The sequence below is a fragment of the Ruegeria sp. BF12 genome (assembly GCF_056538705.1).
On sequence record NZ_JBQFTP010000042.1, the window covers coordinates 1 to 1,275 of the forward strand.

The 1,275-nt window shown below is 62.2% G+C and carries 1 protein-coding gene; it reads left to right on the forward strand.

Annotated features, from left to right (window positions below):
• Window positions 1-1,273 (forward strand): serine hydroxymethyltransferase (gene glyA, locus ACR0J0_RS23550; RefSeq protein ID WP_480666415.1); only part of this gene is annotated, 1,273 nt, incomplete at its 5' end.
• Window positions 1,274-1,275 lie beyond the last annotated feature (2 nt).

Below are 1,275 nucleotides of genomic sequence, written 5' to 3' on the forward strand. Positions count from 1 at the left end.
CGGATTTTTCACCCAGTCTTTGTCTGACCGTGATCCCGAGCTGTTCGGCTCGATCACGTCCGAGCTGGGCCGCCAGCGTGACGAGATCGAACTGATCGCGTCCGAGAACATCGTCTCTGCCGCCGTGATGGAGGCGCAGGGCTCGGTGATGACCAACAAATACGCCGAAGGTTATCCCGGTCGTCGCTACTATGGCGGCTGCCAGTTCGTTGATATCGCCGAGAATCTGGCCATCGACCGCGCCAAGGAACTGTTTGGCTGCGAATTCGCCAACGTGCAGCCGAACTCGGGCAGCCAGGCCAACCAGGGTGTGTTTCAGGCGCTGATCAAACCGGGTGACACCATTCTGGGTATGAGCCTGGATGCCGGTGGACACCTGACCCACGGCGCCCGCCCGAACCAGTCGGGCAAGTGGTTCCACGCGGTGCAGTACGGCGTCCGCAAGGAAGACAACATGCTGGACTACGATCAGGTCGAGGCGCTGGCGAAAGAGCACCAGCCCAAGCTGATCATCGCCGGAGGCTCGGCCATCCCGCGCCAGATCGACTTTGCCCGCATGCGCGAGATTGCCGATATGGTCGGCGCCTACCTGCACGTGGACATGGCGCATTTCGCCGGTCTGGTGGCAGCAGGCGAGCACCCCAGCCCCTTCCCGCATGCGCATGTGGCGACCACCACCACGCACAAGACCCTGCGCGGTCCGCGTGGCGGCATGATCCTGACCAATGATGAAGATATCGCTAAGAAAGTGAACTCGGCGATCTTCCCCGGCATTCAGGGCGGCCCGCTGATGCATGTGATCGCGGCCAAGGCCGTGGCGTTCGGCGAGGCACTGCAGCCTGCCTTCAAGGACTACATCAAGCAGGTTGTCGTCAATTCGCAGGCTCTGTCGGACCAGCTGATCAAGGGCGGTCTGGACACCGTGACCCATGGCACCGACACCCATGTGGTGCTGGTCGACCTGCGCCCCAAAGGCGTCAAGGGCAACGCGACCGAAAAGGCTCTGGGCCGGGCGCATATCACCTGCAACAAGAACGGCGTGCCATTTGACCCCGAGAAACCAACCATCACGTCGGGCATCCGCCTGGGCTCACCCGCTGGCACCACCCGCGGCTTTGGCGAGATCGAATTCCGCCAGATCGCGGACTGGATCATCGAGGTTGTCGACGGACTGGCTGCCAATGGCGAAGACGGCAACGGCGCGGTCGAAGCAAAGGTCAAAGCCGAAGTCGCCGAACTCTGCGCCCGTTTCCCAATCTACCCGAACCTGTAAGA